Source organism: Streptomyces sp. NBC_01166 (assembly GCF_045039765.1).
In the GTDB taxonomy this organism is placed as follows: domain Bacteria; phylum Actinomycetota; class Actinomycetes; order Streptomycetales; family Streptomycetaceae; genus Streptomyces.
This window is the reverse complement of sequence record NZ_CP108613.1, coordinates 1,790,559-1,815,764: the sequence shown is the minus strand read 5'-3', so window position 1 is coordinate 1,815,764 and position 25,206 is coordinate 1,790,559. Positions and strand designations below refer to the sequence as shown.

Annotated in this window: 22 protein-coding genes, 1 tRNA gene and 1 pseudogene; 16 read left to right on the top strand and 8 right to left on the bottom strand. The window is 71.6% G+C overall.

Going from position 1 to position 25,206, the window contains the following annotated elements:
- The first annotated feature begins 131 nt into the window (after positions 1 to 131).
- From OG379_RS08385 to OG379_RS08375, 3 genes are all read left to right on the top strand, one after another.
- The gene (locus OG379_RS08385; protein WP_393758076.1) at positions 132 to 833 is read left to right on the top strand and encodes a FadR/GntR family transcriptional regulator; all 702 of its coding nucleotides are present in this window, start codon (positions 132 to 134) and stop codon (positions 831 to 833) included.
- 75 nt (positions 834 to 908) lie between these two features.
- Complete coding sequence (locus OG379_RS08380; RefSeq protein WP_362937692.1) at positions 909 to 1,994, top strand: S-(hydroxymethyl)mycothiol dehydrogenase; 1,086 nt, start codon at positions 909 to 911, stop codon at positions 1,992 to 1,994.
- A complete protein-coding gene (locus OG379_RS08375) occupies positions 1,994 to 2,623 on the top strand; it encodes an MBL fold metallo-hydrolase (protein WP_405660827.1) in 630 nt (209 codons plus the stop codon). Before OG379_RS08380 ends, OG379_RS08375 begins: the two co-directional genes overlap by 1 nt.
- Before the next feature lie 12 nt (positions 2,624 to 2,635).
- Here OG379_RS08375 and OG379_RS08370 read toward each other — a convergent pair whose 3' ends face one another.
- Together OG379_RS08370 and OG379_RS08365 are read right to left on the bottom strand one after the other, a co-directional pair.
- Positions 2,636 to 3,574, bottom strand: a complete 939-nt coding sequence (locus tag OG379_RS08370; protein ID WP_405660825.1) for a pseudouridine synthase — start codon at positions 3,572 to 3,574, stop codon at positions 2,636 to 2,638.
- A gap of 65 nt (positions 3,575 to 3,639) precedes the next feature.
- Positions 3,640 to 4,860 (bottom strand): annotated as a pseudogene (locus OG379_RS08365) (immunoglobulin-like domain-containing protein); the annotation flags it as partial.
- 293 nt (positions 4,861 to 5,153) lie between these two features.
- On the opposite strand from OG379_RS08365, the gene OG379_RS08360 reads away from it, so the two are divergent.
- The 3 genes from OG379_RS08360 to OG379_RS08350 all read left to right on the top strand — a co-directional run bounded on the left by OG379_RS08360 (position 5,154) and on the right by OG379_RS08350 (position 10,004).
- Positions 5,154 to 6,206, top strand: a complete 1,053-nt coding sequence (locus OG379_RS08360) for a rhamnogalacturonan acetylesterase (RefSeq protein ID WP_405660823.1) — start codon at positions 5,154 to 5,156, stop codon at positions 6,204 to 6,206.
- 91 nt (positions 6,207 to 6,297) lie between these two features.
- On the top strand, positions 6,298 to 7,335 hold the full coding sequence (locus OG379_RS08355; RefSeq protein WP_405660821.1) for a family 43 glycosylhydrolase: 1,038 nt from the start codon (positions 6,298 to 6,300) through the stop codon (positions 7,333 to 7,335).
- 116 nt (positions 7,336 to 7,451) lie between these two features.
- Positions 7,452 to 10,004 carry an alpha-L-arabinofuranosidase C-terminal domain-containing protein gene (locus OG379_RS08350; protein ID WP_405660819.1) on the top strand — a complete coding sequence of 851 codons (2,553 nt, stop codon included), beginning with the start codon at positions 7,452 to 7,454 and terminating at the stop codon, positions 10,002 to 10,004.
- A gap of 45 nt (positions 10,005 to 10,049) precedes the next feature.
- Here OG379_RS08350 and OG379_RS08345 read toward each other — a convergent pair.
- A tRNA-Leu gene (locus tag OG379_RS08345) sits at positions 10,050 to 10,137 on the bottom strand.
- A gap of 184 nt (positions 10,138 to 10,321) precedes the next feature.
- Between OG379_RS08345 and OG379_RS08340 the strand changes: the two genes are divergently transcribed.
- The 3 genes from OG379_RS08340 to OG379_RS08330 all read left to right on the top strand — a co-directional run bounded on the left by OG379_RS08340 (position 10,322) and on the right by OG379_RS08330 (position 12,928).
- Positions 10,322 to 11,656: a M20/M25/M40 family metallo-hydrolase gene (locus OG379_RS08340; RefSeq protein ID WP_393758092.1), complete on the top strand. Its 1,335-nt coding sequence runs from the start codon at positions 10,322 to 10,324 to the stop codon at positions 11,654 to 11,656.
- 146 nt (positions 11,657 to 11,802) lie between these two features.
- Positions 11,803 to 12,036, top strand: a complete 234-nt coding sequence (gene chpH, locus OG379_RS08335; protein WP_014157166.1) for a chaplin ChpH — start codon at positions 11,803 to 11,805, stop codon at positions 12,034 to 12,036.
- Positions 12,037 to 12,175: 139 nt separating this feature from the next.
- Positions 12,176 to 12,928 carry a chaplin gene (locus OG379_RS08330; protein WP_405660816.1) on the top strand — a complete coding sequence of 251 codons (753 nt, stop codon included), beginning with the start codon at positions 12,176 to 12,178 and terminating at the stop codon, positions 12,926 to 12,928.
- A gap of 51 nt (positions 12,929 to 12,979) precedes the next feature.
- Here OG379_RS08330 and OG379_RS08325 read toward each other — a convergent pair whose 3' ends face one another.
- Entirely contained in the window at positions 12,980 to 13,168 is a 189-nt protein-coding gene (locus tag OG379_RS08325) for a DUF5703 family protein (RefSeq protein ID WP_053930948.1), read from the bottom strand.
- A 47-nt stretch (positions 13,169 to 13,215) separates the two neighbouring features.
- Here OG379_RS08325 and OG379_RS08320 point away from each other — a divergent pair, with 47 nt between their 5' ends.
- Positions 13,216 to 13,884, top strand: coding sequence for a hypothetical protein (locus OG379_RS08320; protein WP_405660813.1), 669 nt, complete (start codon positions 13,216 to 13,218; stop codon positions 13,882 to 13,884).
- A gap of 84 nt (positions 13,885 to 13,968) precedes the next feature.
- Here OG379_RS08320 and OG379_RS08315 read toward each other — a convergent pair whose 3' ends face one another.
- On the bottom strand, positions 13,969 to 16,212 hold the full coding sequence (locus OG379_RS08315; RefSeq protein ID WP_405660811.1) for a helix-hairpin-helix domain-containing protein: 2,244 nt from the start codon (positions 16,210 to 16,212) through the stop codon (positions 13,969 to 13,971).
- Positions 16,209 to 17,192 (bottom strand): aldo/keto reductase, encoded by a 984-nt coding sequence (locus OG379_RS08310; protein WP_405660809.1) that lies wholly within the window; start codon positions 17,190 to 17,192, stop codon positions 16,209 to 16,211. The genes OG379_RS08315 and OG379_RS08310 overlap by 4 nt, the downstream gene beginning before the upstream one ends.
- 143 nt (positions 17,193 to 17,335) lie before the next feature.
- Between OG379_RS08310 and OG379_RS08305 the strand changes: the two genes are divergently transcribed.
- Entirely contained in the window at positions 17,336 to 18,388 is a 1,053-nt protein-coding gene (locus OG379_RS08305) for an LLM class F420-dependent oxidoreductase (RefSeq protein ID WP_393758103.1), read from the top strand.
- 241 nt (positions 18,389 to 18,629) lie between these two features.
- A complete protein-coding gene (locus tag OG379_RS08300; RefSeq protein WP_405660806.1) occupies positions 18,630 to 19,418 on the top strand; it encodes a ferritin-like domain-containing protein in 789 nt (262 codons plus the stop codon).
- A gap of 6 nt (positions 19,419 to 19,424) precedes the next feature.
- Here OG379_RS08300 and corA read toward each other — a convergent pair whose 3' ends face one another.
- Positions 19,425 to 20,411: a magnesium/cobalt transporter CorA gene (corA, locus tag OG379_RS08295; RefSeq protein WP_405660803.1), complete on the bottom strand. Its 987-nt coding sequence runs from the start codon at positions 20,409 to 20,411 to the stop codon at positions 19,425 to 19,427.
- A 52-nt stretch (positions 20,412 to 20,463) separates the two neighbouring features.
- On the opposite strand from corA, the gene OG379_RS08290 reads away from it, so the two are divergent.
- The 4 genes from OG379_RS08290 (at position 20,464) to mshC (ending at position 24,069) form a co-directional block, all read left to right on the top strand.
- Positions 20,464 to 21,174, top strand: a complete 711-nt coding sequence (locus tag OG379_RS08290) for a histidine phosphatase family protein (protein WP_405660801.1) — start codon at positions 20,464 to 20,466, stop codon at positions 21,172 to 21,174.
- A gap of 106 nt (positions 21,175 to 21,280) precedes the next feature.
- The gene (locus tag OG379_RS08285; protein WP_104790241.1) at positions 21,281 to 21,871 is read left to right on the top strand and encodes a DUF3090 domain-containing protein; all 591 of its coding nucleotides are present in this window, start codon (positions 21,281 to 21,283) and stop codon (positions 21,869 to 21,871) included.
- The gene (locus tag OG379_RS08280) at positions 21,835 to 22,695 is read left to right on the top strand and encodes an SCO1664 family protein (protein ID WP_405660798.1); all 861 of its coding nucleotides are present in this window, start codon (positions 21,835 to 21,837) and stop codon (positions 22,693 to 22,695) included. The genes OG379_RS08285 and OG379_RS08280 overlap by 37 nt, the downstream gene beginning before the upstream one ends.
- Before the next feature lie 144 nt (positions 22,696 to 22,839).
- Positions 22,840 to 24,069 carry a cysteine--1-D-myo-inosityl 2-amino-2-deoxy-alpha-D-glucopyranoside ligase gene (gene mshC / locus OG379_RS08275; protein WP_393758112.1) on the top strand — a complete coding sequence of 410 codons (1,230 nt, stop codon included), beginning with the start codon at positions 22,840 to 22,842 and terminating at the stop codon, positions 24,067 to 24,069.
- An 85-nt stretch (positions 24,070 to 24,154) separates the two neighbouring features.
- Here the strand turns inward: mshC and OG379_RS08270 are convergent, their stop codons facing one another.
- On the bottom strand, positions 24,155 to 25,198 hold the full coding sequence (locus OG379_RS08270; RefSeq protein ID WP_405660795.1) for a PAC2 family protein: 1,044 nt from the start codon (positions 25,196 to 25,198) through the stop codon (positions 24,155 to 24,157).
- Between the last annotated feature and the right edge of the window lie 8 nt (positions 25,199 to 25,206).

Here is a 25,206-nt window from a genome sequence, read left to right as displayed (position 1 = left end):
TCTTCTTCGACATCGGTCCGCGACATCGGTCCGTCGCGCTACTGAAACCCATTACATACGACTTATTCAAGAGGCTGTGACATAAACGTCGTACTTTTTGTTCCCTCGGGCCGCCCCGTAGGGTTGTGGGTATGACCACACCTGCCCAGGGGCTCCATACGCATGTGCTGGACACCCTGGGCCTGGAGATCGCGGCGGGGGACTGTCCGCCCGGCCAGGTCCTGCGCACCGACGAGCTCGCCCAGCGGTTCGACGTGTCACGCACCGTCGTACGCGAAGTGGTCCGCGTCCTGGAATCCATGCACCTGGTCGAGTCCCGGCGCCGGGTCGGGGTGACCGTGCGGCCCACCGAGGAGTGGAACGTCTACGACCCCCAGGTCATCCGGTGGCGGCTCGCCGGCTCCGACCGGCCCCGGCAGCTGCGCTCCCTCACCGTGCTGCGGTCCGCCGTCGAACCCGTCGCCGCGGGCCTGGCGGCCCGTAACGCCACCGCCGAGCAGTGCGCCGCGCTCACGGAGTGCGCCCTCGGCATGGTCGCGACCTCGCGGGGCCAGCAGCTGGAGGGCTACCTCCGGCACGACACCGCCTTCCACCGCATCGTCCTCAACGCCTCCGGCAACGAGATGTTCGCGCGGCTCGGCGACGTCGTCGCCGAGGTCCTGGCCGGCCGGACCCACCACCAGGTCATGTTCGAGGACCCGGACCCGGCCGCCGTCACGCTCCACGTCCGGCTCGCCGAAGCCGTACGAGAGGGCGACGCCGAGGGTGCCGAACGGCTGACCAAGGAGATCGCGGTCGGCGCGCTCCACGAACTGGACGTACTGGCCCCATGAGCGGCCCCCCGCCCGGGTACGGTGAGCGGGTTCGATCTTCGGAATGACGGGGCAGTCGGGATGGGAGACCACGGCATGGCGCAGCAGGTACAAGGGGTCATCGCACCGGGGAAGAACGAGCCGGTGCGCGTCGAGACGATCCTGGTCCCGGACCCCGGCCCCGGCGAGGCCGTGGTCAAGATCCAGGCATGCGGTGTCTGCCACACCGACCTGCACTACAAGCAGGGCGGCATCAACGACGACTTCCCCTTCCTGCTCGGCCACGAGGCCGCGGGTGTCGTGGAGTCCGTCGGTGACGGCGTCACCGACGTCGAGCCGGGCGACTTCGTCGTCCTCAACTGGCGCGCGGTGTGCGGCCAGTGCCGCGCCTGTCTGCGCGGCCGCCCCTGGTACTGCTTCGACACCCACAACGCCAAGCAGAAGATGACCCTCCTGGACGGCACCGAGCTCTCCCCGGCGCTCGGCATCGGCGCGTTCGCGGAGAAGACCCTCGTCGCCGCCGGCCAGTGCACCAAGGTCGACCCCGAGGTCTCCCCGGCGGTCGCCGGACTGCTCGGCTGCGGCGTCATGGCGGGCATCGGCGCCGCCATCAACACCGGCCAGGTCGGCCGCGGCGACTCCGTCGCCGTCATCGGCTGCGGCGGCGTCGGCGACGCCGCGATCGCCGGTGCCCGCCTCGCGGGAGCGGCCAGGATCATCGCGGTCGACATCGACGACCGCAAGCTGGAGACGGCGAAGAAGATGGGCGCCACCCACACCGTCAACTCCCGCTCCGACGACCCCGTCGAGGCCATCCGCGCACTGACCGGCGGCAACGGCGCCGACGTCGTCATCGAGGCGGTCGGCCGTCCGGAGACGTACAAGCAGGCGTTCTACGCCCGCGACCTCGCCGGCACCGTCGTCCTCGTCGGAGTGCCCACGCCAGAGATGCAGCTCGAACTCCCGCTCCTCGACGTGTTCGGGCGCGGCGGTTCGCTCAAGTCCTCCTGGTACGGCGACTGCCTGCCCTCGCGTGACTTCCCGATGCTCATCGACCTGCACCAGCAGGGACGACTGGACCTGGGCGCCTTCGTTACCGAGACCATCCAGCTCGGCGAGATCGAGCAGGCCTTCGCCCGGATGCACGACGGTGACGTCCTGCGCTCGGTGGTGGTGTTCTGATGGCCGCCCGCATCGACCAGCTGGTCACCTCCGGCACCTTCGCCCTCGACGGCGGCGAGTGGGACGTCGACAACAACGTCTGGATCGTCGGCGACGACACCGAGGCCGTCGTCATCGACGCCGCCCATGACGCCGCCGCGATCCAGGCGGCGCTCGGCGGCCGTACGCTGCGCGCGATCATCTGCACGCACGCGCACAACGACCACATCGACGCCGCGCCCGCCCTCGCCGACGCGACCGGGGCACCGATCCTGCTGCACCCCGACGACCTGCCGCTCTGGGAGCAGACCCACCCCCACCGGGCCCCCGACGCCGAGCTTGCCGACGGCCAGGAGCTGGAGATCGCCGGAACGCGGCTGACGGTCCTGCACACCCCGGGCCACGCCCCGGGAGCGGTCTGCCTGTACGCCCCGGAGCTGGACACCGTCTTCACCGGCGACACCCTCTTCCAGGGCGGGCCCGGCGCCACGGGCCGGTCCTTCTCGCACTTCCCGACGATCATCGACTCGATCAGGGACCGGCTTCTCGCCCTCCCCCCGGAGACCGCGGTCCGCACCGGGCACGGGGACTCCACGACCATCGGCGCGGAGGCCCCGCAGCTGGAGGACTGGATCAACCGCGGCCACTGAGCGTGGCGGGGCTCACCGGTCCGGCCACGCGGAGAGCCGCAGCCCGCTCTCGAAGCGGCGCGGCTCACCCGTGACCGGGTCGGTGAACTCCAGGACCTTCGCGAGCAGTTGCAACGGCCGCCCGTAGTCCGCGTGCTCCGGCTCGGGCTCCACCACCGGATAGACCGGATCGTTCACCAACGGCAGCCCCAGCGCGTTCATATGGACCCGCAGCTGATGGGTGCGGCCGGTCGCCGGCACCAGCCGGTAGCGGCCGAAGGTGCCCCGGTGCTCGACGAGTTCGATCCGGCTCTCGCTGTTCGCGGTCCCCGGCTCCTCGCGCGCGGCGATGACCCCGCGCTCCTTCACGATCCGGCTCCGCACGGTGCGCGGGAGCGCGAGCTCCGGAGCGTACGGAGCCACCGCCTCGTACTCCTTGTGCACCAGCCGGTCCCGGAACAGCGTCTGGTACGCGCCCCGGTCCCCGGCCCGTACGACACAGAGCACCAGGCCCGCCGTCAGCCGGTCCAGCCGGTGCGCGGGCTGCAGCTCGGGCAGTCCCAGCCCGTCGCGCAGCCGGGCGACCAGCGTCTCGGTGACATGCCGGCCGCGCGGGGTGGTGGCCAGGAAGTGCGGCTTGTCCGCGATCAACAGGTGGTCGTCGCGGTACACGACGCCGATGGGGAACGGCACCGGCTCCTCGGGTGCGAAGTCACGGTGGAACCAGAGGTGGCGCCCGGCCGTATACGGCTCGTCAGCCCGTACCGCACCGCCGTCCGCACCGACGACCCTGCCCTCGGCGAGCATGACGTCCACCCGCGCGGCGCCGATCGCGCCGGCGAACCGGGCCAGGAGGTGGTCCCGGACGGTGGGCCACGCCCCCGCCGGATCCGCCGGGAGCCGCACCCGCACCGGGTCGACGCCCGCGCGCTGGGGGAGCGGGGCGGCGGGAGGCTTCGCCCGTCCTCTCATCGCGTCGGTCCTTGTCGCCGGAGGGGCCCGGGAGGGACGGGCAGGGCCCTCCATCATCCCACCGCGTAGGCCCCCAGCAGACGCTCGTACTCCTCCTGCGTGACCGGCAGCACCGTGCCGTGCCGGGCGCCCGCCGGGAGGGAGTGGTCGGTGGACACGGACCAGTGCCCCGAATCGAGATCGGTGCTCTCGAAGGGGACGTAGCCCCGGCCGCCGAATTCGTCGATGAGCAGGTACCACTTCTCCTCGGTGTTGGACTTGAAGACAGCCGGGCCCTCGCCGCGCTCGACCGCGCCCTTGCCGACGCAGTCAGCGACGAGACCGTAGGCGCCGGAGGTCAGCTCCTGGGACTTCTCCACGGTGATGAACTTGGAACAGGGGGTGTCCGACGACGGGTTCCGCTCATCCTTGGTGAACCGGTAGTAGCTGCCGTCGTGACGGATGACCGTCGAGTCGATCACCGAGTATCCGGGGTCGTGCCATACGGCCGGCTCGCTGAAGGTGCGGAAGTCGCGCGTCGTCGCGTACATCATCTTGTTGTAGGTGCTGCCGGTGTGTTCCGGGTCGTCGGGGGCGTAGATCTTCGAGGCCCAGAAGACGACGTACGAGCCGAGCTCCTCGTCGTAATAGGCCTCGGGTGCCCAGGTGTTGCCCGCGGTCTCCGGCGCCACCTCGACCAGCCGCCGGTCCGTCCAGTTCACCAGGTCCTCGGACTCCCAGACCATCACCGACCTGCTGCCGGTGCGCTGCACCTGGTCCCAGCTGCCGCCGCTGCCCCCGTACATCCGGAGGTCGGTGGCGATCTGGTAGAACGTGTCGCCCTCCGGGGAGCGGATGATGAACGGGTCGCGGAGCCCGCCGGTGCCGAGATCCGAGGTGAGCACCGGCTCGCCGCCGTTCAGCTCCTGCCAGTGCAGGGCGTCGTCACCCCGGCTGAGCGACATGCGTATCTGCTCGCCGTCGGCGGTGCCCTCACCGGTGAAGTAGCTCATGGCATAGCCGGTGTAGGCCTGCTTCCGGGGCAGTTCGGGCACGGAGGCGGTGAACGTGCGGCGCGTGGCGGCCCTCCCGCGCGTGACGACCGCGGTGAGCTTCACCCGCTCCGGGCCCGCGCCGGGTTCCGGGCGGTGCACGATCCCCGTCGCGTCGATGACGCGGGGCTTGTGGGACCTCCAGGTGACGGAGGTGCCGTGTGCGCCGTCGACGGGCAGCGTCAGGTTGCCGCGTACGTCGCCGAGTCCGTGGACCGTGAGCGAGGTGGCGGCCCGTGCGGTGGCGGCCCGGTCGCCCGTCGGGGCGGGCCCTGCCTGAGCCGTGCCGGCGGGGAACGCGAGCAGACCGACGACGAGGGACAGCAGGGGCAGCAGAGGGCCGAAGGCTCTCCCGGTGAGGTGCGGACGCATGACTCTCCCGACGGTCGTTCGAAATATCGGACTGCGTTCGTGGAATCGGACCGACGTTAGGGCCGCCGATGACCCCCGTCAAGAGGTCCGGAGAAAGCTGTTCGCACCGTAGAAAGCGCTTGCGCGACCGCGTATGGTCTGGCCCCGCTGAATCCATTCAACCCAGGAGACCCGCCATGCGCCGAGCCGGATCCGTACTGCTGGCCGCCTGCACCGCCGCCGCGGCCCTGACCACCCTGGCGGCCGCTCCCGCCGGAGCCGAGGGCCGCGTCGCGGCCGGGCGGGACCACTGCACCGGTACCGCGCCCGTCGTCTGCCACTTCGACGTCGCCCCCGGCACCTACCGTGTCCGGGCCGTCCTCGGGGGTGGTGCGGAGGCCGGCTCCACGGCGGTCACCGCGGAGTCCCGCAGATCCGTGCTCGCCGAGACCCCGAACGCCCCCGGCAGGACCCTCCGCCGCACCTTCACCGTGGATGTGCGCGACCCCGAGGGCGAACCCACCGGGGCCACCGGCAGCCCGGGGCTCGACCTCACCTTCGGCGGCGCCGCCCCGCAGCTCGCCTCGCTGCACGTCGAGCGCGCCCGGGTGCCCCAGATCCTGCTCGCCGGCGACTCCACCGTCTGCGATCAGCCGGGTGACCCCTACTCGGGCTGGGGCCAGCAGCTCCCGCAGTACCTCACCGACCGGCTGTCCGTGGCCAACTACGCCGACTCCGGCGAGAGCTCGCAGACGTTCCGGGACAACCCCGCGCTCTTCCCCGCCCTCCGGAGCCGTATCCACCACGGCGACCTCGTGCTCATCCAGCTCGCCCACAACGACAAGCAGACCGACCGCGAGACCTACCGCGCCAACCTCACCGCGATGATCGAGGGCGTACGGGCCGATGGCGGGCGCCCCGTGCTCGTCACGCCGATCGTCCGCCGCTGGTTCAACGCCGACGGCACCCTCGACAACGGCACCGCGCTGCTGGTCAACGGGCTGGGCGTCGACCTGCCCACCGAGGTGCGTGCGCTCGCCGCCGAGCAGCACACCCCGCTCGTCGACCTCACCGCCCTCACCAGGGCCCGGGTCGAGGGGCTCGGCCCCGAGGGGTCCAAGGCGCTCTACCTCTACGACGAGAAGCGCGACAACACCCACACCTCGGCGCGCGGTGCCACCGAGTACGCCGCGCTCGTCGTCGGCGAACTGCGGGCGCAGGAACTGGTCCCGGCGCGCGCGGTCCGGTGAATCCCGCTCCACGCCGTTCCCCACGAGAAGTCCCCGAGCGATATCCCCACGAAAGTTTCCGGGTGAGCTCCCCACGTGAGAGGCGATACCCATGAGCCGAGCCGAAGTGCCCAGCCGCAGGACCATGCTGAGGGGAGCCCTGGCGGCGGGGGCACTCACCGCCGCGCCCGGCGTCGCACACGCCGCCGAAGGGCGGGCCCCGTACCGCAATCCGCTGGTCGAGCAGCGCGCCGACCCGCACATCACGCGGCACACCGACGGCCGCTACTACTTCACCGCCAGCGTCCCCGAGTACGACCGGATCATCCTGCGTTCCTCCCGCACCCTGCGCGGCCTCAGCACCGCCAGGGAAGCGGTGATCTGGACCAGGCACGCCACCGGGGACATGGCCGCCCACATCTGGGCGCCGGAGCTCCACCGCATCGACGGCAAGTGGTACGTCTACTTCGCCGCGGCCCCGGCCGACGACGTGTGGAAGATACGGATCTGGGTGCTGGAGAACGCGAACCCCGACCCGTCCCGCGGCACCTGGACCGAAAAGGGTCAGCTCACCACCGCCTGGGACACCTTCTCCCTCGACGCCCACACCTTCACCCACCGCGGCGACCGCTACCTCGCCTGGGCGCAGTACGAGCCGGGGCTCGACAACAACACCGGGCTCTTCCTCTCGCGGATGGCCGGCCCCCTCACGCTGACCGGGCCTCAGATCCGGCTCAGCACACCCGAGTACGCCTGGGAATGCGTCGGCTTCAAGGTCAACGAGGGGCCGGCGGTGATCAAGCGGAACGGCCGTGTCTTCATGACGTACTCCGCGAGCGCGACCGACGCCAACTACTGCATGGGCCTGCTCACCGCCGACTCCCGCAGCGATCTGATGGATCCGCGTTCCTGGGCCAAGTCCCCGGAGCCCGTCTTCGCCGGCAGCGAGGAATCGGGTCAGTACGGCCCCGGCCACAACTCCTTCACCGTCGCCGAGGACGGCCGCACGGACGTGCTCGTCTACCACGCCCGGCCGTACGAGGAGATCACCGGCGATCCGCTGCACGACCCCAACCGCCACACCCGTGTCCAGCCGTTCGGCTGGCGTGCGGACGGCACTCCCGACTTCGGGGTCCCCGTGCGCTCGTGAGGGTGTGTCCCGGCCAGTTGAGGCAGAGGCGTTGACCCGCTGCGACGTCCTGCCTATCTTGCGTTCGAAGTTCTGGTCAATGTCCGATATGTCGAACAGTGATCCCTGGAGCGTCCATGCCGCACCCGCACCTGTGGCCGAGACTCACCGTCCCGGTCATCGCCCTCCTGCTCGGCACGCTGGTGGCAGCACCCACCCGCGCCGACGACGGTCCGTCCCGGGCGGACGCGACCGACTACTCCCTCACCGTCCACCCCGACCGCACGGGCCCCGCCATCAGCGAGTCGATGTACGGCGTCTTCTACGAGGACATCAACCACGCGGCGGACGGCGGCCTCTACGCCGAACTCGTCCAGAACCGGTCCTTCGAGTACGACCGCGCCGACAACGCCGCGTACTCACCCATGACCGCGTGGAGCGAGACCTCGGTCGCCGGCGGCACGGGAACCGCCACGACCGTGGACGACGGCCGGCGGCTCAACGAACGCAACCGGCGCTATCTCCGCCTCGACCTGGACGGCGCGGGAGACCGCGGAGCAGGCTTCGGAGTCATCAACTCCGGTTACAACCAGGGCCTGACCCTGCGCAAGGGAAAGCGTTACGACTTCTCCGTATGGGCCCGCACCGACCGCCCCGAGGGCACCTCCCTGACCGTCGGGGCGGCCACGGCGGACGGCACCGCCCTCGCCGCGCCCCTGCGCGTCACGGCTCGCGGCGACCGCTGGACCAAGTACACCGGAACTCTCACCGCTCGCACCTCCGCGGCGGACGGCCGCCTCACCGTCACGGCGGGCGGCAGCGGCACCGTACGGCTCGACATGATCTCGCTCTTCCCCCACGACACCTACAAGGGCCGGGCGAACGGCCTGCGCAAGGACCTCGCGGAGAAGACCGCCGCGCTGGACCCCGGCTTCCTGCGCTTCCCCGGAGGCTGCCTCGTCAACACCGGCAGCCACGAGGCCTACGAGGCTCCCGGCTGGGAGCGCAAGCGCTCCTACCAGTGGAAGGAGACCATCGGCCCGGTCGAGCAGCGTCCCGTAAACGCCAACTTCTGGGGCTACAACCAGACCTACGGCCTGGGGTACTACGAGTACTTCCAGTTCGCCGAGGACATCGGGGCGATGGCCCTGCCCGTCGTGCCCGCCCTCGTCACCGGCTGCGGCCAGAACAAGGCGACCGACGACCCCGAAGTGCTGGAGCGGCACATCCAGGACACCCTCGACCTGATCGAGTTCGCCAACGGCCCGGCGCGCTCCACCTGGGGGGCCAAGCGTGCCGCGATGGGCCACCCCGCGCCGTTCGGCCTCACCCACCTCGAGGTCGGCAACGAGGAGAACCTCCCCGACGAGTTCTTCGCCCGCTTCACCGAGTTCCGCGAGGCGATCGAGGCCAGGTACCCCGACATCACCGTGATCAGCAACTCCGGCCCGGACGACAGCGGCGCCACCTTCGACCGGGCCTGGCAGCTCAACCGGGACGCGGATGTCGCCATGGTCGACGAGCACTACTACAACAGCCCGCAGTGGTTCCTCGAGAACAACGCGCGTTACGACGCCTACGACCGCCAGGGACCGAAGGTGTTCCTCGGTGAGTACGCCTCCCTCGACAACAGGTTCTCCAACGCCCTCGCGGAGGCCGCCTACATGACGGGCCTGGAACGCAACGCCGACGTCGTGGAGCTCGCCTCGTACGCCCCGCTGCTCGCCGACACCAACGACGCGCAGTGGCGGCCCGACATGATCTGGTTCGACAACGAGAAGTCATGGGGGTCGGCCAACTACGAGGTGCAGAAGCTCTTCATGAACAACGTCGGTGACCGCGTCGTGCCGAGCACCTCCTCCCCGACACCCGCCACCACGGAACCGATCACCGGCGCCGTCGGCCTGTCGACCTGGGCCACCAGCGCCGCGTACGACGACGTCGAGGTCACCGCGGAGGACGGCACCCGGCTGATGGGCGACGACTTCTCCGGCGGCGACGCGCAGTGGGCGAAGGCCGCCGGACGCGGCTCCTGGGCCGTCCAGGACGGGGCGTACGTCCAGTCCGACGAGAGTGCCGAGGACACCCTGGTCACGGCGGGGGACACCGGCTGGCAGAACTACGACATGAAGGTCGAGGCCACCAAGAAGTCGGGCAAGGAGGGCTTCCTCGTCGCCTTCGGGGTCAAGGACACCGGGAACACCTACTGGTGGAACCTCGGCGGCTGGGGCAACACCCGCTCCGCCGTGGAGAAGGCGGTCGACGGCGCCAGGCAGACGATGACCGAGGACACCACCACGATCGAGACGGGGCGCACGTACGACATCCGCATCCAGGTGCGCGGCCGGCAGGTCACCCTCTTCCTCGACGGCGAGCGGTGGGGCACCTTCACCGACGACAAGCCCGCCGAACCCTTCCGGCAGGTGGTCACCCGCGACGACGCCACCGGCGAGCTCGTGGTCAAGGTGGTCAACGCCCAGGCATCGGATGCCAGGACCCGGATCGACCTGGGGGCGGAGCCGGCCTCACGGACCGCCCGGGTCACCACGCTCCAGGCCGCCCCGGACGCGGTGAACACCGCCGACGACCGGCAGGTGGCTCCACGGAAATCGACCCTGCGGGTCGACGGACGTGTACTCACCCACACCTTCCCGGCACATTCCGTGACCTTCCTGCGCATCAGGGAGTAGGACCGGAAAAGCGAAAACCCCCAGGATGACCTGGGGGTTTTCTGCTGGTGTCCGAGGGGGGACTTGAACCCCCACGCCCGATAAAGGGCACTAGCACCTCAAGCTAGCGCGTCTGCCATTCCGCCACCCGGACAAGGTGTCTGTCTCGCGGGCCCTGGCCCGTTCCGACGTGGAAAACCATAGCAAACATTCGAGGGTGCTCGATCACGCCCCTGCCATGTGAAAGGCGCATGACGGGGGCCGGGCGGCCTTGGGCAGGCGGGGTCGGGCGCGCGAGGATGAGGGGGAGCACCACCGCGACAGTGGAAGGAAGCAGCGTGAGCGAGACCAACACGGCCCGGGCCGGCATCGGCGAGACCGCCGAGAATGAGGTCGTGGACCTCTGTCGTGACCTGATCCGGATCGACACCAGCAATTACGGCGACCACTCCGGCCCCGGAGAACGGGCCGCCGCCGAGTACATCGCCGAGAAGCTCGCCGAGGTCGGGCTGGAGCCGAAGATCTTCGAGTCCCACAAGGGCCGTGCCTCCACCGTGGCCCGGATCGAGGGCGAGGACCCCTCCAAGCCGGCGCTGCTGATCCACGGGCACACCGACGTCGTGCCGGCCAACGCGGCGGACTGGACGCACGACCCGTTCTCCGGCGAGATCGCGGACGGGTGTGTGTGGGGACGCGGCGCGGTCGACATGAAGGACATGGACGCGATGACCCTCGCGGTCGTCCGCGACCGCATGCGCAGCGGCCGCAAGCCCCCGCGCGACATCGTGCTGGCCTTCCTGGCCGACGAGGAGGCGGGCGGCACGTACGGGGCGCGCCATCTCGTCGACAACCACCGGGACCTCTTCGACGGCGTCACCGAGGCGATCGGTGAGGTCGGCGGCTTCTCCTTCACCGTCAACGAGAACCTGCGCCTCTATCTGGTGGAGACGGCGCAGAAGGGCATGCACTGGATGCGGCTCACCGTGGACGGCACCGCCGGTCACGGCTCCATGACCAACAACGACAACGCCATCACCGAGCTCTGCGAGGCCGTCGGCCGGCTGGGCCGGCACAAGTGGCCGGTCCGGGTGACCAAGACCGTACGGTCCTTCCTCGACGAGCTGTCCGACGCCCTGGGCACCCCGCTCGACCCGGAGGACATGGAGGCGACGCTCGCCAAGCTCGGTGGTATCGCCAAGATGGTCGGCGCCACCCTGCAGAACTCCGCCGCCCCCACCATGCTCGGCGCCGGCTACAAGGTGAACGTGATCCCCGGACAGGCCACCGCGCACGTGGACGGGCGCTTCCTGCCCGGTTACGAGGAGGAGTTCCTGGCCGACCTCGACCGGATCCTCGGGCCGCGGGTCAAGCGTGAGGACGTGCACGGCGACAAGGCGCTGGAGACGAGTTTCGACGGGTCCCTGGTGGACGCGATCCAGCTCGCTCTCAAGGCCGAGGACCCGATCGCCCGTGCCGTGCCCTACATGCTGTCCGGCGGCACCGACGCGAAGTCCTTCGACGACCTCGGCATCCGCTGCTTCGGCTTCGCCCCCCTGAAGCTGCCGCCGGAGCTGGACTTCGCGGGCATGTTCCACGGTGTGGACGAGCGGGTGCCGGTGGACGGCCTGAAGTTCGGCGCCCGGGTGCTCGACCGGTTCATCGACCACTCCTGAGCCCCTCGGTCGACCGAATTCGCCTGCCTGTACGCACCTCACCGGAAAGGGTGAAAGGCATCCGGCGCTCGTAGCCCCCTCACTCCCTCCTCGTTACAAGTGATGCGGTCCGCGGCTGGGACCGCACTTGTCAATCAGGAGGAATAATGATCAAGAAGGTCGTCGCAATCGCGGCTGCTACCGGTGGTCTCGTGCTCGCGGGTGCGGGTATGGCTTCCGCCGACGCCGGCGCCCAGGGTGCCGCCATCGGCAGCCCCGGCGTGCTCTCGGGCAACGTCGTTCAGGTGCCGGTCCACGTTCCGGTGAACGTGTGCGGCAACACGATCTCCGTGATCGGGCTGCTGAACCCCGCCTTCGGCAACACCTGCGTCAACGCGTGACGATGCGCGTCAACCCGTAAGGGTTTGAGTCCGGTCGGCCTCGGGGTGCGCGCCATGCACCCCGAGGCCGCTGGGCATTCGGCCCCCGGCACGGCTGTGCCCGGGGCATTTCGGTAGGCAGAAGGCAGGAAGACAACCTATGCGACAGGTCACACGCAAAGGCCTGATCACCATGGCAGCGGCGGGCGGAGTGCTCGCGCTCGGCGGCGGTTACGCGCACGCCGACGCGGGAGCGGCCGGCGCCGCGTCGGGTTCACCGGGAGTGCTCTCGGGGAACTCGATCCAGGTCCCGATCGACGTACCCGTCAACGTGTGCGGAAACTCCGTGGACGTCGGCGGTCTGCTCAACCCCACGAGCGGGAACGACTGCGGAAACGGAACTTCGGAGTCCGGCCACGCGCACAGCTCCGACGGCGGCGCCTCGTCCGGTCACGGCTCCGGCAGCCGGGCGTCCGGGCACGAAGAGGCGGGCGACAGCGGGGCGGGGACGGGCAGGCACCGCGCCTCCGGCACCTCGGCCCAGGCGGAGACGAAGGGGTCCCCCGGGATCCTCTCCGGCAACCAGGTGCAGGCGCCGGTGGAGATCCCGCTGAACGTCTGCGGCAACAGCGTCACCGTGGGCGGGCTGCTCAACCCGGTCTTCGGCAACGGCTGCGAGAACGACACGGAGACGGTCCCGCCTCCCGTCGTGCCGCAGACGCCGCACACCCCGGAGAAGCCGGTCACGCCGGACGCCCCTCCGGCCCCCGAGACCCAGCTGGTGACGGGCGAGCAGCTCGCTCACACCGGCGGGGGCGGGCTCGACCTGCTCATCCCGGCGAGCGCGGGCATGCTCCTCGCAGGTGCGGGCACGGTCCTGTACCGGCGTTCGCGCGGCGCCGCACAGCGGTAGCGCGGCAGCGGTCCGACGAGCGGGTTCCGCGCACGCGGGACCCGCTCCGTCCTACCAGGTGGGCCGGAGCTGGCGGATGATGCGGCGGCGCAGCCGCACCCGGCGGCTGCCGTCACGGCGCAGCGTCAGTCGGTCCAACTCCCAGTGCCCGTACTCGGCATGGTCGGTCAGCAGGCGGGCCGCCTCCTTGCGGGACACCCCGCGCGGCACGTACACGTCGATGAATTCGTATTCCGGCATCGCATCTATTGTGCGGGCAGACCCCCGGTACGGATAGCGTCTGTCCTATGTCTGATGCTGCGCAGCCCACCGCTGCCGAGGTACGCGCCGCCGCCGATGCCGTCAAAACCGCGCTCGACCGCCACCTCCAGGCAGTCGAACGCCGTACCGGGGACGACGACCCCGCCGTCTACGACGCGTTCAACGCACTGGCCGCTGCGGCCGAGGTCTACGACGAACTGCTCTACGACCGCTACGACGAGGTCACCCCCTTCGAGATCCCCGCCGCGGAGGACTCCCTCCCGCCCTACGCGGGCCCGGAGGAGCCGCACGCCGTCAGCGTGCTGATCAGGCGCGACTACGCGGTGGCGGAGCCCACACGGCTGCTCGCCCAGGCCCAGCGGCTCGCCGACCTCGATCCGGACGGACAAAACGGGGGCACCGGCGCCGGGCCGGCCGCCGGTGCCGGCGTGCATGCCGCGCTGGGAGTGGTGTTCGGCGAGTACGAGGCGGACGAAATCGCGTCCCGGCACAAGGAGTTCGGCCTGGAGGAGGGCGACTCCACCCTCTGGGTCTCCGCCGTGGAGGAGCTGCCCGAGCCGGGGGAGTGGCTCGGCGCGCCGTTCGACGAGGCGGATCCCGCGATGGTGGTCTGCCGCTTCGACGTCAGCTCCGTCTTCGACGAGGAGGACGAGCTGGACGGGGACCTGGACGACATCGTCCCGGACCGCGCCTGATCCCACCGTCCGCCGGCCCGGGCGCGCAGGCGCACCCGGGCCGGCGTCCGACGTCCCGCGAGGCGTCGGAGCCCAGGGACGGGCCTACGAGGCGTCCGGAGTGGGCAGCGCCTCCAGCAGGGGCCGCAGCCGGGTCGTCCGCTCCTGGGCGGGCACCTCGGCCACCGCGCGCGGCAGGGCCTGGTCCACGCCGTGCACCACGGACAGGTGCCGCTCCCCACGGCTGAACGCCGTGTACACCCAGGGCCTGCTGAGTCCCTGGGCGGCGTCGCCGGGCAGGACGACGACAGCGGCGGGCCAGCGCATCCCGGCCGCCTGGTGGGCGCTGAGCGCCCAGCCGTGGCGTACCGAGCTCTCCACCCGGTCCTGCGGTACGACGACGGGCGTGCCCGCACAGTCCAGGTGCAGGCCCTCGGCGTCGGCCGAGACGACCGAGCCGGGCACCGCCCTGCCGGGCGAGGGGACGTGGACCACGCGGTCGCCGGGGTCGAAGCCGCCGAACCGGCCCGGACCCGGATTGAGCCGCTGCTTGAGCGCGGCGTTCAGGGCGGTCGTGCCCGCCGAGCCGCCGTGCCCGACCGTGATCACCTGGGTGTCGGAGGAGGGTACGCCGATGGCGCGCGGCACCGAGTCGGCCACCAACTGCACCGTGCGGTGGACGGCCTCGCCCGCGTCCCGCACGGGCACGATCACCACTTCCTTGCCGGGCGCCTCGACCTGGGCGAGCTCCCCGGCCCCGATGCCGGAGACCAGCTCGCCGATCGGTCCGGGGTCGGGCGTGCGCGAGACCACGTGCGGACAGGCCCGAGCCGCGATCACATCGGCGAAGACCCGGCCCGCACCGGCCGACCCGAGCACTCCCGGGTCGCCGCTCAGGATCAGCCGCGTCCCGTCGGCGAGCGACTCCACCAGCATCGCGGCCGTCTCCACGTCGAGCTGCGGGGCGTCAAGCACCACCAGCACGTCGAGCGCGAACGCGCCGTCCGCGTCCCGGCCGGGCCCGCCCTCGCCGGAGAGCAGGGCGGAGAGCGTGACGGCGGAGCCCGGGTCACCGACCGCGGCCGCCAGCCTGCGCCTCCCGTCCTCGCTGTGGGTGGTGCCCAGGGCCCGCAGCCCGAGGCCGTGCGCGGCGGCGACGAGGGCGGCGGGCTCGGCCCGGGCGGTCTCGCCCCCGCTGTGGGCGACCAGGCCCGCGGTCGCGGCGGCCCGGATCAGCTCGCCCGCCGAAGGGGACGGGGCGGCGGCAGCGGCCTCCGCCCAGTCGGCACCCTTCTCGCAGGTGTTGACGAGGCGTGCCAGCCCGTCGGCGAGGCTCTCCTCGGCCAGGGCGTACCGGTCGAGGCCCAGCAGCACCGTGACCGGCTCCTCGTCCCCCCGCGTGCCGTCCTCGGGCGTCTCCCCGGCCTCCTCGGCGCCCTCCGGCTCCGTGGCGCCGTCGTCGGCCTCGTCGTCCTGGAAGACCAGCACGACGCCCTCGGCGGCGGCCTGCTGGACGGCCTCCCCGGGATCGGTCACCGCGAATCCGGCGAGCGCCGTCCGCACCTCGTCGGCGTCCATCGCCGTGTGGCCGCGCAGCGCCGCCCGCTCCAGCAGCCAGCCCACCAGGGCCGCCGTGCGCCGCTCGTCGTCGGGCCCGCACCCGTCGCCCAGCAGCGCCCGCGCGAAGCCGTCCGCCTGCTCGGGCCGCACGCCGGGCACGGACAGCAGCTGCCACGGGTCCTCCCGGAGGACACCCGCGGCCCCTTCGCCGAGCCGGGCGGCGGCAGGGCCGGCCAGCGCCCCGGGGGCCCCGCCCTCGGCGAGCACCTCCGCGACCGAGGCGGCGGCCTCGGGGGACGCGGCCCGGTGCGCCTGCCGCTCCGGGGCCGGGGAGGGACGCACGGGCGCGGCCGGGGCAGCGGGGGCCGCCCGGCGGGGTGCGGGCGCCGAGGCGGGCGAGTCGAAGAAGGCGGTGCCCGGCTTCTCGCCGCTCTCCACCGCGCGGACCGCCGCGAGCAGATCCGCCGCCGGCCCGCTCAGCTTCGTCCCCGCCGCGATAGGCGCTTCCTTCTCGGCCTTGCGCTGCTCGATCCGCTCGCGCAGCTCGCGCTGCGCGGCCAGCTCCGCCTCGGCCTCCGAGAGGGCGGGCGCGGGGGAAGCAGCGGGCGCCCCGGGAGCCTGCTCCAGGTCCTGTGCGCCCTCCGTGCCGTCGTCCGCCACCTCCGCGCTCCCCGCGCCGCCCTCGTCGGGCGTGCCGGGCGCGTCGGCGGCCTGGGTAACGGCGTCCTCGACGGCCTCGTGGTCCTCGGCCGCGGGATCCGGGGATTCTCCCCGGGGATGCGCAGTCACAGCGTGCTCCAGTCCTGGTCGGGATAGCGGTGCACGGGCGCCGACACATCGTCGAGCGCCTGGCAGATCTCGTCAGGAAGACTAAGCGCCTCCACTGACAACGCCTCGGTCAGCTGCTGCGCGTTGCGCGCGCCGACGACCGGAGCCACCACTCCCGGCCGGTCGCGCACCCAGGCGAGCGCGACCTGGAGGGGCGTCGTGGCGAGGCCGTCGGCGGCCGTGGCCACCGCGTCCACGATCCTGCCCGCCGCCTCGTCGAGGTACGGCTCGACGAAAGGGGCCAGCTGCTCGGAGGCCCCCCGCGAGCCGGACGGCGTGCCGGTGCGGTACTTGCCGGTCAGCACACCGCGGCCCAGCGGTGACGACGGCAGCAGCCCCACCCCGAGGTCCAGCGCCGCCGGCAGCACCTCCCGCTCGACGCCCCGCTGGAGCAGCGAGTACTCCATCTGCGTACACGCCAGCCGGGTGCGCAGCCCGGGCGCGGCGAGCTGCCAGGTCGCCGCCTTGGCCAGCTGCCAGCCGCTGAAGTTGGACACTCCGGCGTACCGGACGCGCCCCGAGGACACGGCCAGGTCCAGTGCCTGCAGGGTCTCGTCCAGCGGTGTCACGGGGTCGAAGGCGTGGATCTGCCACAGATCGACGTAGTCCGTCCCGAGCCGCCGCAGGGACGCGTCGAGCGCGGCGAGGAGATGCCCCCGCGATCCGTCGAAGCGGCGGTAGGGGTCGGGCACGCTGCCCGCCTTGGTCGCGACGACCAGGTCCTGCCGTGGCACCAGATTGTCCAGAAGGCGCCCCAGCAGGCGTTCGGCCTCCCCGCCGCCGTAGACGTCGGCGGTGTCGACGAGGGTGCCGCCCGCATCCCAGAAGGCCTTGAGCTGGTCCGCGGCGTCGTGTTCGTCGGTGTCCCGGCCCCATGTGAGGGTGCCCAGCCCGATCCGGGACACACGAAGGCCGGTACGGCCGAGATGCCTCTGCTCCATGGGCGCTGAGATTACTGGCCGAGGCACCACGGGGTGGAGGCCTGTGGACAACCCTCGCCCCCGGGCGAGCCTGCCGGATTCCGGCGCCCCGCGCTAGAGTCCGGGGCACAGGAACGTTACTGATCAGTAGAGGGAGCGTGGGTATGCGGCTCGGCATCAATCTCGGTTACTGGGGTGCGGGGATGGACGGCGACAACCTCGCCGTCGCCCAGGAGGCCGACCGGCTCGGCTACGACGTCTGCTGGGCGGCCGAGGCGTACGGCTCCGACGTGCCGACAGTGCTCGCCTGGGTCGCAGCCCGGACCGAGTCGATCGACGTGGGCTCCGCCATCATGCAGATCCCGGCCCGCCAGCCCGCCATGACGGCCATGACCGCGGCCACCCTCGACTCGCTCTCCGGGGGCCGTTTCCGTCTGGGCCTCGGCGTCTCCGGACCACAGGTCTCCGAGGGCTGGTACGGCGTCAAGTTCGACAAGCCGCTGGCCCGCACCCGCGAATACGTCGAGATCGTGCGCAAGGCGATGTCCCGGGAGCGCCTGTCCTACGAGGGCGAGCACTGGACGCTGCCGCTGCCCGACGGCCCGGGCAAGCCCATCAAGCTGACCGTCCACCCGCAGCGCGAGCACATCCCGCTCTACATCGCCGCGATCGGCCCGAAGAACCTGGAGCAGACCGGCGAGATCGCCGACGGGGCCCTGCTGATCTTCCCCTCCGCCGACCACCTGGAGGAGACCGCGGTGAAGCACCTGCGGGCCGGGCGGGAGAAGGCCGGGAAGACGATGGACGGCTTCGACGTCTGTCCCACCGTGCCGCTCGCCATCGGCGACGACATCAACGGTCTCGCCGACATGTTCCGCCCGTACACCGCGCTCTACGTCGGCGGCATGGGCAGCCGCAAGCAGAACTTCTACAACCAGCTCGCCCAGCGCATGGGCTACGAGAAGGAAGCCGCCGAGATCCAGGACAAGTACCTGTCCGGGGACAAGGCCGGCGCCGCGGCCGCCGTACCGCACCAGCTGATCGACCAGACCACGCTGCTCGGCTCGGTGGACCGGATCGCCGACCGTATGCAGGCCTACGCGGCCGCCGGCGTCACGACGCTGACCCTCGCCCCGGCGGGCTTCACGCTCGACGAGCGGCTCGCGGCCCTGCGCGCCGGAACCGACGCCCTGGAGCGTTCCGGCCTCGCCGCTTGAGCAGCCGGCACAGCACTACGGCCGTGGTGGGGGCTCGGGGGTCCTCCCCGCCACGGCCGTCGCACGGAACAACGCCCCGCACGGCTCCCGGGTTACGCCCCGTACTCCTCCCGGGACGCCGGGGCAGGTCCGGCCGCCGCCGGGCGCCCGTTCGGCCCTGCCGGGCCCGTCCCGTGTTGCCTACCGACGCGTACCGAATTTGACTGTGCCTCTGCGGACACCGGTGCGAAAGGTGGCAGTGATGCTCTCGGCTAAGAGTCTGTTCCAGGAGATTCTCGACAACGACGAGTCGTTCCGGTTGTTCTGCTCGATCGCCGCAGGCGGGGAGACGCAGGGCGGCTGGGAGAACGGTCGCATCGCCGCGCTCGTCCCCCCGGGACTGCGTGAGCTGGCGCCCAAGGTCGCCCGCCACGGTGCCGACGAGGACAAGCACGGCCGGATCTTCAACGCCCTGCTGAAGCAGCGCGGACTCCAGCCGGTGACGGTGCCGTACGAGACCGACTACACCCTCCTGCTGGAGCGCCACGGCATCGGCCTGGCACACGACCGGCTCAGCCGTGAGGAGCCGCTCACCGAGCGGGACATCATCGTCTACCTGGCCCACAGCAGGGTCACCGAACAGCGGGCGTCCGAGCAGATGCGGCTCCTGCTCAAGCACTTCGCCGGGCACCCCGTCCTCGGACGCGCCGTGAAGATGATCTCCCGGGACGAGGACAACCACCTCGCCTACTGCCACGAGGAGCTCCTCCGCTTCGCCGGGGCCGGACACGGACGGACGATCCAGTCCGTCCTGCGGGAGTGCGCCCAGGCCGAGATCCGCGTGTACCGCGACGTCAGCATCGCCGTGATGAGGCACATGGGCACCGTGCTGGGCTGGCCCCGCGCCAAGTTTGCCGTACTCGTCGCGGGCATCCACGCGATGCACGCCTACGAGCGGCTGGTGGGATGGCGGCGCATGGTGAGCCTCGAACAGCCCGCCCTGCGCGACGCGCTCGGCGGCCCCGCCGTCCCCGAGAACGAGTACGCCTGAGGCGCTCTACAGCCAGCCTCGGCGCTTGAACAGGCGGTACAGCCCGGCCACCGCGACGCCCATCAGCGCGATCACCGCCGGGTAGGTCCACGGCCAGCCGAGTTCGGGCATGTGCTCGAAGTTCATGCCGTAGATCCCCGCCACCATGGTGGGTACGGCGGCCATGGCGGCCCACGCCGAGATCTTCCGCATGTCGTCGTTCTGCCGGACGCCCACCTGCGCCAGATGCGCCGACAGAATGTCCGAGAGCAGCCGGTCGAGCCCCTCCACGTGCTCGACGGCACGCGTCAGATGGTCGTTCACGTCCCGGAAGAACGGCCGCGAACCGGCGTCGACGAACGGCACCCCCGCGCTCGACAGCCGCGCCATCGGCGCGCTCAGCGGATTGGTCGCCCGGCGGAATTCGAGCACCTGCCGCTTGAAGGTGTAGATGGCCGCCGCCGTGTTCGAGGAGTCCCGGGAGCCGGTCGGGGCGAAGACCTGGGCCTCCAGCTCCTCCAGGTCGACCTGGAGCTCCGCCGCGACCTCGATGTAGTGGTCCACCACCGCGTCGCTGACCGCGTAGAGCACCGACGTGGGCCCGTGTTTCAGGACCTCGGGCTCGGCCTCCAGCCGGGTCCGTACGGCCGCGAGGGGGGCGCCCTCGCCGTGGCGCACCGTCACCACGAAGGAGTCCCCTATGAACAGCATCAGCTCACCCGCGCTCACGGTGTCGCTCTCCTGCTCGTAGACCACCGGCTTGATGACGACGAACAGGGAGTCGTCGTAGATCTCCAGCTTCGGCCGCTGATGGGCGCGCAGGGCGTCCTCCACCGCCAGCGGATGCAGTGCGAACTCGCTGCTGACCAGGTCGAACTCCTTCTCCGTCGGCTCGTGCAGCCCGATCCAGACGAAGGCGTCCCCGGTGGCGCGTGCCTCGTCGAGGGCATCGGAGAAGTCGGCGGGACCCTCGGTCCGACGCCCGTCCCGGTAAATTCCGCAGTCGACGATCACCCGCGCATTCTTCCCTGCCGCGAAGCATTCACGCACCTCTACGCTGGCAGGTATGCCCACGCTCATCCTTGTACGCCACGGACGCTCGACCGCCAACACCTCCGGAGTGCTCGCCGGCCGCACCCCCGGTGTCTCCCTCGACGAACGCGGGGGAGAACAGGCCGCCGCGCTGCCGGGCCGCCTGGCCGCCCTCCCGCTCGTGGCAGCCGTCAGCAGCCCGCTGCAGCGCTGCCGCGAGACGCTCCAGCCGCTGCTCGACGCCCGCCCGGACCTCCCGCTGCACATCGAGGACCGGATCAGCGAGTGCGACTACGGGGACTGGTCGGGGCGCAAGCTCGCCGAACTCTCCGACGAACCGCTGATGAGGGTCGTCCAGCAGCACCCCTCGGCCGCCGCCTTCCCCGGCGGTGAGTCCATGCGGGCCATGCAGGCCCGGGCCGTCGAGGCCGTCCGGGACTGGAACTCCCGTGTGGAGGCGGAGCACGGCGAGGACGCCACGTACGTGATGTGCTCGCACGGCGACATCATCAAGGCCCTCGTCGCCGACGCGCTCGGCATGCACCTCGACCTCTTCCAGCGCCTGCACGCCGACCCGTGTTCCGTCACCGCGATCCGCTACACCTCGCTGCGCCCGTTCCTCCTCCGCCTCGGCGACACCGGCGACTTCGCGTCCCTGGCACCACGTGAACAGGCCATCGGGGCCGACGCGGCAGGGGAGAGGGCAACGGATGCGGCCGTCGGGGGCGGCGCTGGGGCACCGTGATCGCTCCGCGCAGTAGGGTGGACGCGCCGTAGAGGCCTTGCGGGACATCTCGCAGGGCCCCGGGGCCGCCCCCATCCGCCATCACATTTTTCAAGGGAGACAGGACGTGTCCCGTCAGGTGTTCCTCTACGACCCTCCGGACCGTTTCGTGGCCGGTACGGTCGGGCTGCCTGGCCGCCGTACGTTTTTCCTGCAGGCATCCTCGCGCGGACGGGTCACCAGCGTGGCCCTGGAGAAGACGCAGGTCGCCGCGTTGGCCGAACGGATCGACGAACTCCTCGACGAGGTCGTGCGGCGGACCGGCGGCAACTCACCGGTGCCCGCGGTGGCACCCATGGACGTCACCGACAGCGCTCCGCTCGACGCCCCCGTCGAGGAGGAGTTCAGGGTCGGCACGATGGCACTCGCCTGGGACGGCGAGGAGCAGCGCATGATCGTCGAGGCGCAGGCCCTCGTCGAACTGGACGCCGACTCCGAGGACGACCTCGCCGAGGCCGAGGAAAGGCTTCTGCAGGACGAGGAGAACGGCCCGCCGATGCTGCGCGTCCGGCTGAGCGGTGCTCAGGCGCGGGCGTTCGCCAAGCGCGCGCTGGACGTCGTGAACGCGGGCCGCCCGCCCTGCCCGCTCTGCAGCCTCCCCCTCGATCCGGAAGGACACGTATGCCCGCGCCAGAACGGATACCGTCGCGGGGCCTGACGGAGGCGGGGCTGCGCACTCTCCTCGCCGAGGGGGAGCTCACGGTCCTCGGCCGGGTCAGGGGCGCGTCGAACGCGGTGCTCCACTGCACGGTCGCGCACGAGGGCGAGGAACGCCTCTGCGTCTACAAGCCGGTCGCCGGCGAGCAGCCGCTCTGGGACTTCCCCGACGGCACACTCGCCCAGCGGGAGGTCGCCGCGTACGAGATCTCCGAGGCCACCGGCTGGGGACTCGTGCCGCCCACGGTGCTGCGGGAGGGTCCCTACGGCGAGGGGATGTGCCAGCTGTGGATCGAGGCGGAGGCCGGCGACGAGGACGCCGCGGCGTCCGTCCACGGGCTGCCGCCCCTGCTCGCGCTCGTCGAGGCCGAGGAGCCCGGGGACGGCTGGAAGGCGGTCGGCTTCGCCGAGGTGGGGGAGGGGAAGACCGCCCTGCTGGTGCACGCCGACGATCCCCGGCTGCGCAGGCTCGCGGTCCTGGACGCGGTGATCAACAACGGTGACCGCAAGGGAGGGCACCTGCTGTCCGCTCCCGGCGGGCGGCTGTACGGCATCGACCACGGCGTCACCTTCAACGCCGACGACAAGCTGCGCACGCTCCTCTGGGGGTGGGCGGGCGAGCCGCTGACGGCGGAGGCGGCCGAGGTGCTCGACCGGCTCTCCGACGGCCTGGAACCGGGCGCCACGCTCGCCACCCGGTTGGGGGAACTGATCACCGCGGCGGAGATCGAGGCCCTGCGCGGCCGGGTGGAGAGCCTCCGCAAGTCCGGCCGACACCCCCTGCCGAGCGGTGACTGGCCGCCGATCCCGTGGCCGCCCGTGTGACACCGCCCCACCGGGGCCCGGAGCGGCAGGCCGCTCCGGGCCCCGGTGCGTAGGCGAAAACCGCCGGGTCCGCAAGACCGCCTCTTCGGCCACGATCTGCCATCCGGTTCGTATCCGGAAGCATCATCCGGTTACGCTCATGACATGCATGCCTGGCCCGCTTCTGAGGTCCCCGCCCTGCCTGGCAAGGGCCGCGACCTTCGGATCCACGACACCGCGACCGGCGGACGGATCACCCTTGACCCCGGTCCCGTCGCCCGCATCTATGTCTGCGGCATCACGCCGTACGACGCGACCCATATGGGTCATGCGGCGACCTACAACGCGTTCGACCTCGTTCAGCGCGTGTGGCTCGACACCAAGCGGCAGGTTCACTACGTCCAGAACGTGACCGACGTGGATGATCCGCTGCTGGAGCGGGCCGTGCGCGACGGCGAGGACTGGACCGAGCTCGCGGAGCGCGAGACGGCTCTCTTCCGGGAGGACATGACCGCGCTGCGCATGCTCCCCCCGAAGCACTACATCGGGGCCGTCGAGGCGATACCCGGCATCGTCCCGCTCGTGGAACGCCTCCGCGACGCGGGCGCCGCCTACGAACTCGACGGCGACGTGTACTTCTCCGTCGAGTGCGACCCGCACTTCGGCGAGGTCTCCGGCCTCGACGCCGAGGCCATGCGGCTGCTCTCCGCCGAGCGCGGCGGTGACCCGGAGCGCCCCGGCAAGAAGAACCCGCTCGACCCGATGCTCTGGATGGCCGCCCGTGAGGGCGAGCCGAGCTGGGACGGCGGCACCCTCGGCCGTGGCAGGCCGGGGTGGCACATCGAGTGCGTCGCCATCGCGCTCGACCACCTCGGGATGAGCTTCGACGTGCAGGGGGGCGGCTCCGACCTCGCCTTCCCGCACCACGAGATGGGCGCCTCGCACGCCCAGGTGCTGACGGGCGAGCACCCCTTCGCCCGCGCCTACGTACACGCCGGCATGGTCGCCCTGAACGGCGAGAAGATGTCCAAGTCCAAGGGCAACCTCGTCTTCGTGTCGGCGCTGCGCCGGGACGACGTGGACCCCGCGGCGATCAGGCTCGCCCTGCTCGCCCACCACTACAGGGCCGACTGGGAGTGGACCGACCAGGTACTCGCCGACGCCGTAGAGCGTCTCGCCAAGTGGCGTGCCGCCGTCTCCCGTCCCGACGGACTCCCCGCCGACGCGCTGGTCGAGGAGGTGCGGGAGGCCCTGGCCGACGACCTGGACGCTCCGGCCGCCCTCGCCGCCGTGGACCGCTGGGCCGCGGAGCAGACCTCCGGCGGAGGCACGGACGAGGGTGCGCCCGGGCTCGTCTCACGCACCGTCGACGCTCTGCTGGGCGTCGCGCTCTGACCCTGCCCAGAGACCGCCGAACGGCCCCGGACTTCGCGAGAGATCGACGAAGTCCGGGGCCGTTCCCCGTGCGGGAGCCGGGTGGTCAGTCGTCCGGGGCGTCCTCGTCCGGCCCTGCGGGCGGCGGGTCCTCGGGCGTGGTGCCCCCGTCGGCGTCCTTCGGCCGGCCCTTGTCCTTCTCCGGGCGCTGCGGCTTCGGCGGTCGCGTGCGACCGCCGGAGGTGTCCCGCAGGTAGGGCACGTCACCGCTCTCCGTGGCGTGACCGCCCGGTGCCTGGCCCGGTCCGCCGATGTCCCTGCGCCGCAGATAGCGCTCGAACTCGCGGGCGATGGCCTCTCCCGACGCCTCGGGCAGCTCGGCGGTGTCCCGCGCCTCCTCCAGCGTCTGCACGTACTCCGCGACCTCGCTGTCCTCGGCGGCCAGCTGATCGACCCCGAGCTGCCAGGCGCGGGCGTCCTCGGGCAGCTCGCCCAGCGGGATCCGCAGTCCGAGCAGATCCTCCAGGCGGTTCAGGAGCGCCAGTGTCGCCTTCGGGTTCGGCGGCTGCGACACGTAGTGCGGCACCGCCGCCCACAGGCTCACCGCGGGCACCCCCGCGTGCGTGCAGGCCTCCTGGAGGATGCCCACGATGCCGGTCGGCCCCTCGTACCGGGTCTCCTCCAGGTCCATGGTCCTCGCCAGGTCCGGATCCGAGGTGACCCCGCTGACGGGCACCGGCCTGGTGTGCGGGGTGTCGCCGAGCAGCGCCCCCAGGATGACGACCATCTCGACGCCCAGCTCATGGGCGAAGCCCAGGATCTCGTTGCAGTACGAGCGCCAGCGCATGGACGGCTCGATGCCGCGGATCAGCACCAGATCACGGGGCTTCTCGCCGCCGACCCGCACCACGGAGAGCCGGGTGGTGGGCCAGGTGATCTTGCGTGTCCCACCGTCCAGCCACACCGTGGGCCGGTTGACCTGGAAGTCGTAGTAGTCCTCGGCGTCGAGCGCCGCGAAGACCTCGCCCTTCCACTCCCGGTCCAGATGCGCGACCGCTGTGGAGGCGGCGTCACCCGCGTCGTTCCAGCCCTCGAACGCGGCCACCATGACCGGGTCGATCAGCTCGGGTACCCCCTCGAGCTCGATCACCCAGGCCT